Source organism: Microbacterium sp. UBA837 (assembly GCF_002296025.1).
In the GTDB taxonomy this organism is placed as follows: domain Bacteria; phylum Actinomycetota; class Actinomycetes; order Actinomycetales; family Microbacteriaceae; genus Microbacterium.
Genome location: NZ_DBHD01000054.1, coordinates 1 through 4,434, shown reverse-complemented (window position 1 = coordinate 4,434; position 4,434 = coordinate 1). Strand labels below are relative to the sequence as shown.

Below are 4,434 nucleotides of genomic sequence, written 5' to 3'. Positions count from 1 at the left end.
AGGGAGGGATAAGTGGCAGTAACGGATTTGAGTTGGCGGGTGGTGAGGCCGAGTTTGATGGCGAGGCCGAAGGTATTGATGAGTTCGGAGTAGCCGGGGCCTAGGAGGTGTGCGCCGAGGATCTGGTCCGATGCGGTGTCAATGATGATCTTCGCTGCGGCGGTGGTTTCGGCTACCCGGTAGGTGGAGTACCAGTCGCTGAAGCCGCATGCGCTACAGCCCCGGCCGGGGGCGTGCGCGCGCAACAATAGAGCCACCGACAGGAGAGAGTCGTGAAGATCCCCGAGCCCTTACGGCTGTGGTGGCACGATGGCGCCGGCGTGCGCGTGCTCCGCTACAGCAGCCGCCAATGGGCCGTCCTGGCGCTTGTGAGCCTCATCTGCACCCTCGCCAGCCTCATCCCCGTTGACAGCCCCTTGAGTCGTTCCATGCTCGCGGTCGTGCCCTATCTGCTCGTGCCCGCCGGCCTAGCCGCCACGACTTTCGCGATCGTCGCCGCGGTGCTCACGCACCGGTTCCGGCGGGCTAGCCGAAGGTGACCCTTACAGCTGTAGACCGGGGCCCGCAGTAGCTCGGGCCGAAGAGGACCGGGAAGGGACTCGGACGCCCGCTCGCCAGCAGAGATGTGGCGGCATTTGAGTGCTCTTTGGTGTGCGCTGTAGGCTGTGGGGGATGGTCTCTTCGGCCCGGATTCCGCGCTCCGCGACGCTGAACGAGCAGTGGTTGATAATGAGACTCATTACCAGCGTCGGTCTGACGTTGCTACTGATGCTCGGTCTGGCAGCAACGGCGCATTCGGAATCGAGCGAGGCGGCGTCTATTCCGCTCATGGTATCCGGGCTGATGGACCCGCACGTGGCACCGGTGGCCGACGCCCCCGCAGAGCACGAGGAAGCCGCCAGCGGCGCATGGTCCGAATCGAACGCGCTGGCCGGTGCGGCGTTGTGTGTGTTCGGTGTTCTGTGTGGCCTGACGTTCATGGTGGCCTTGCGAACGCTGTGGCGTCGACGGATATCGCCCGTTCTCAGTGAGGTGTCGCGGGTGCCTTCGCTGCTTGCTGTGCCGGCCCTGCGCGCGCATCCGGTGGTGTTGTCGTTGACGCAGTTGGGTCTTTCTCGAACCTGAACTCTGGCACGCCGCCCCGCGGGGTGGTGCTTCCCGGGCTGCGTGCCCGGGATCTTCCCTGTGCCGTGTCTTGGTTTGGAGTACCCGTGAAAACCCCTCTAAAGGTGACCCTCGTCACCGCTGCCGTCGTAGCCGTGCTGGTTGTGGCCGCGCTGATCTACGTCCTTATCGACCGCAGTCAAACCCCTGCCTCTGGGGAAGGATCCTCGCCGCCGCAGGTGTTGCGAGAAAGTTCGCATGTTCTCGATGACGGAGGCGAGGGTGCCGTCACCGTGGTGGAGTTCTTGGACTTCGAGTGTGAGGCGTGTGGCGCCTTCTACCCCATCGTGGAGGATCTGCGGCAGCAGTTCGCGGGGGAGATCACCTACGTCGTCCGGTACTTCCCGCTCCCAGGTCACTTCAACTCGAAGAACGCGGCCCTGGCCGCCGAGGCAGCGGCGCAGCAGGACCGGTTCGAGGACATGTACCACCGGTTGTTCGAGACCCAGGCGGAGTGGGGCGAGGCGCAGGAGTCGCGCGCTGACCTGTTCCGCGGCTTCGCGGAAGAGCTCGGGCTGGACATGGCCGCCTACGATGCCGCTGTGGCTGACCCGTCGACGGCAGAGCGGGTGGAGTCGGACTTCCAGGAGGGGCGTGCTCTCGGGGTGAGCAGCACTCCGACGTTCTTTGTGGACGGTGAGATCGCCGAGCTGCAGGAATGGGATGACCTCGAGAACGCCATTCAGGCCGCGGTGAACGGTGGCCGGTGATGCGGGCGCGATTGTCGCATCGACGGGTGATCATCGTCGGAGCCGGGCAGGCCGGACTCGCAGTCGCCGCCGCGTTGATCTCGGAGGGTCTGCGACCACAGCACGAGTTCGTGGTGATGGACGCGGCCGCGGCGGGGCAGCGCTCCTGGACGTCGCGGTGGCATTCGATGGAGCTGCTCAGCGACGCCCGGCACAGCGCACTGCCTCCACGCCAACTGCTGGGTGATCAACGCCGGCAGCCTCGAGCGGACGAGATGGCCGACTACCTCACCTTCGTGGAAGCCGGCCTGGGTGTGGAGACCGTTTGGAATGTCCGGGCTACCGGGGTGGAGCATCGGGGCAACGGCTCGACGCTGTTGCTGTCGACGACAGTGGGGGAGGTGCAAACCCGCAACGTGGTCTGCGCGACAGGTGCGCACACTCACCCGCGGGTCCCGGACTGGGCGGACGGGCTGATGGCGCCGGGGGTAGTGATCCATAGCAGCGAGTACTTGTATCCGAAGCAGATTCCCACCGGCGACGTGCTGATCGTCGTCGGCGGGAACAGCGGCGTGCAGCTGGCCCGCGAACTGTCTGCCTCGCACACCGTCACTCTGTCCACCCGCACTCCGCGCCAGCCTCGGCCCGCGATGAGCTACCCCGCCATGGCAGGCGAAAGCGTGCCGCTGTTCTCACGGACGCGGCGACCCGAGCCCATCTTCGGCGACAGCTACGAGCATCTGCGCCGCCGGGGCGTCACAATCGCCCCCGCAGTCGAGGCCGCGAACGGCGCCGTGGTGACCTTCGCCGATGGCACACAGGCGTCTCCCCGATCGGTGATCCTCGCCACAGGTTACGACCCCGGTGACCGTTGGCTGCCGCAACCCAACGGCTCTGCGCGGCCTCGGCGCACCATGACCGGTCTTCCCGGATTGTTCGTGGCGGGGATGCCGCGCTACGGCGGCCGTGGCTCCGACACCGTCGCCGGCGTATGGAAAGACGCGACGACGATCGCCCAGCACATCATCAACCGGCCCTGAAAGAACCATCCCGATGACCACAGAACCCGCCACCTTTCGTGCATCCTCACGCACGCTGCGCATGTCCGGCACTCTTCGGGGGCTCCGGTTGTTCTCCGCTGTAACGGGGGTGCTGATCGCTGTCGGTCTGCTGTTCGCTGCCGCACCGCCCGCGGCGGCGCATGACCAGATCGTCTCGTCCTCCCCAGAGGCCGGGGGCACCGTCAGCGAGGTCCCGGAGCAGATCTCATTGACGTTCAGCGGCGAGATCCTCACCGATTTCAGCGCGGTGATCGTCGAGGTGATCGCCCCGGACGGGCAGAACATCGCCTCCGGGGAACCAATCATCGACGGAACAACCGTCACCCAACCTGTCCAGCCGGGCCAGGCCGGCCTATTCACAGTGCGATGGCGAGTCGTCTCCAGCGACGGCCACCCCATCAGCAGCGAGCACCAGTACACGGTCGAGACCCTCACGGTTCCCACCAGCGCCCCCGCCCCCGAAGCTACCGAGGGACAGACACCCGACTCTTCTCCCACGGCCACTCCCGCCGGAGATGTGCATAACGGCCCCTCTGGTGGAGGGGAGGTCTTCCCCCTGCTCGCCGTTGTGGGCGGCGCGGTCGTGCTCGGGGGTGCCCTGATTGTCGTGCTCATGGTGGCCCGAGAGCGCCGACGCCGCGACCGGGAAGTCGCCGCCGAGTCCGGCAAGAACACCGCCACAGGGAAGGATGAGCCTGCCGATGAGTCGTGAGCAGTCCCAACGATTCGCGATCGCCTGTCTGGCCGCTGGTGTGGTCGTTCTCGTCGACCAGGCAACGAAAGCGGCCGCGCTAGGCGGAATGAGTCAGACCGAGCGCATCCCGCTGCTGGGCGACCTGCTCGGTCTGCAGCTTGCGTTCAACCCGGGAGCGATCCTCTCGCTCGGCGCTGATTTCACGGGGCTGCTCACCCTTCTCGGGGTCGGCGCGGTGGTGGTGTTGGTCGTCGCCGCGGCTCGGGCGAGGACGGAAACCTGGGCGGTGGGGATCGGACTGATCCTAGGCGGCGCGATCGGTAACGTTATCGATCGACTGTTCTCTCCGCCAGGGTTCGGGGTCGGACACGTCACCGACTTCCTCGCCTACGGGAACCTGTTCATCGGCAACCTCGCCGACGTCGCTCTCGGCGCCGGTGCCCTCGTCCTCGGCCTGAACATGTGGATCCGGCATCGCCGTGCCCGCGCGAAAGCAGCAGAGCAGGTCACCGCTCACTTGGGATCGGCGGCGGGGGCGGCGGTGACTGGACCATGATGGCGAAGCAGCGCACCCCGTCCGTGTATCAGCGCAACGCGTTCGCGCCTGGGCTGATCGCCGCCGCGGTGTTGTTCCTCGCTCCGGCGCTGATGGGCGGGGACTGGTTCACGCTGGTGTTGTTCGTTGCGGCAATTTTCGCCGTGATCGTGGGCTGGTTTGCGATCCAGGCGCGGCAATGGTGGTGGCTGCCGATATTCGCGGTGATCGCGGTGATCTGGAGCCCGGTGTTCCCGTTCCCGTTTGCCGGCCCGGTGTGGACGGCCGCGC

The 4,434-nt window shown here is 66.5% G+C and carries 7 protein-coding genes and 1 pseudogene; 7 read left to right on the top strand and 1 reads right to left on the bottom strand.

The genetic code is table 11. The features are described 5' to 3' along the window. A pseudogene (locus tag B3587_RS04265) lies at window positions 1-257 on the bottom strand (hypothetical protein); the annotation flags it as partial. Between the two features lie 15 nt (window positions 258-272). Here B3587_RS04265 and B3587_RS04260 point away from each other — a divergent pair. From B3587_RS04260 to B3587_RS04230, 7 genes are all read left to right on the top strand, one after another. Next, a complete protein-coding gene (locus B3587_RS04260) occupies window positions 273-539 on the top strand; it encodes a hypothetical protein (RefSeq protein WP_228176910.1) in 267 nt (88 codons plus the stop codon). A gap of 133 nt (window positions 540-672) precedes the next feature. Then, complete coding sequence (locus tag B3587_RS04255; protein ID WP_228176911.1) at window positions 673-1,125, top strand: hypothetical protein; 453 nt, start codon at window positions 673-675, stop codon at window positions 1,123-1,125. Between the two features lie 86 nt (window positions 1,126-1,211). Next, window positions 1,212-1,874 (top strand): DsbA family protein, encoded by a 663-nt coding sequence (locus tag B3587_RS04250; protein ID WP_228176912.1) that lies wholly within the window; start codon window positions 1,212-1,214, stop codon window positions 1,872-1,874. Between the two features lie 26 nt (window positions 1,875-1,900). Further along, on the top strand, window positions 1,901-2,893 hold the full coding sequence (locus B3587_RS04245; protein WP_292726795.1) for a flavin-containing monooxygenase: 993 nt from the start codon (window positions 1,901-1,903) through the stop codon (window positions 2,891-2,893). Window positions 2,894-2,906: 13 nt separating this feature from the next. Beyond that, the gene (locus B3587_RS04240) at window positions 2,907-3,626 is read left to right on the top strand and encodes a copper resistance CopC family protein (protein WP_228176914.1); all 720 of its coding nucleotides are present in this window, start codon (window positions 2,907-2,909) and stop codon (window positions 3,624-3,626) included. Beyond that, complete coding sequence (lspA, locus tag B3587_RS04235; RefSeq protein ID WP_228176915.1) at window positions 3,616-4,164, top strand: signal peptidase II; 549 nt, start codon at window positions 3,616-3,618, stop codon at window positions 4,162-4,164. Before B3587_RS04240 ends, lspA begins: the two co-directional genes overlap by 11 nt. Beyond that, a partial coding sequence (locus B3587_RS04230; RefSeq protein ID WP_292726794.1) for a DUF6804 family protein occupies window positions 4,161-4,434 on the top strand: 274 nt, incomplete at its 3' end. The genes lspA and B3587_RS04230, both read left to right, overlap by 4 nt.

What these genes read in the sequence shown, in the direction of transcription:
- B3587_RS04255 (WP_228176911.1), top strand. Translation starts at nt 673, where the DNA reads ATGGTCTCTTCGGCCCGGATTCCGCGCTCCGCGACGCTGAACGAGCAG.
- lspA (WP_228176915.1), top strand. Translation starts at nt 3,616, where the DNA reads ATGAGTCGTGAGCAGTCCCAACGATTCGCGATCGCCTGTCTGGCCGCT.
- B3587_RS04240 (WP_228176914.1), top strand. Translation starts at nt 2,907, where the DNA reads ATGACCACAGAACCCGCCACCTTTCGTGCATCCTCACGCACGCTGCGC.